This is a genomic window from Microbacterium sp. Leaf351 (genome assembly GCF_001423825.1).
GTDB classification, from domain to species: domain Bacteria; phylum Actinomycetota; class Actinomycetes; order Actinomycetales; family Microbacteriaceae; genus Microbacterium; species Microbacterium ginsengisoli.
The window spans coordinates 190,610-190,930 of the sequence record NZ_LMPK01000038.1 but is presented as its reverse complement, the minus strand read 5'-3'; the positions used below and the strand labels follow the sequence as shown (position 1 = coordinate 190,930).

Genomic DNA, 321 nt, shown 5'->3' with positions numbered 1-321 from the left:
CCCGCGAGCACACGTTCGGCCTCTTCGATGTCGTCGTCGCGCAGGGCCGCCACGATCAGGTGGTGCTCCTCGTAGGCGATGCGGCGTGACTCGGGCTCCCACGACGTGACGTACGCGCGGCGGTACGGCGCCGTGGTGTTCCAGAGCTTCTGGATGAGGGCGCCGAGCTGCACGGTGTCGGCGGCCGCGTAGGTGCCGAGGTGAAAGGCGCGATCGAGTTCGAGGAACGCGTCGGTGTCGGCGCCGACCACACTGATGCGGTGGGCGAGGGCGGAGAGCTCCTCGATGGCGCCGGCGTCGAGTCGGGGCGCCGAGTACCGC

At 70.7% G+C, this 321-nt stretch carries 1 protein-coding gene; it reads right to left on the bottom strand.

What is annotated here, in order from left to right:
* On the bottom strand, positions 1–321 hold a 321-nt coding region (locus ASG00_RS15530), incomplete at both ends, for an FCD domain-containing protein (RefSeq protein ID WP_162238406.1).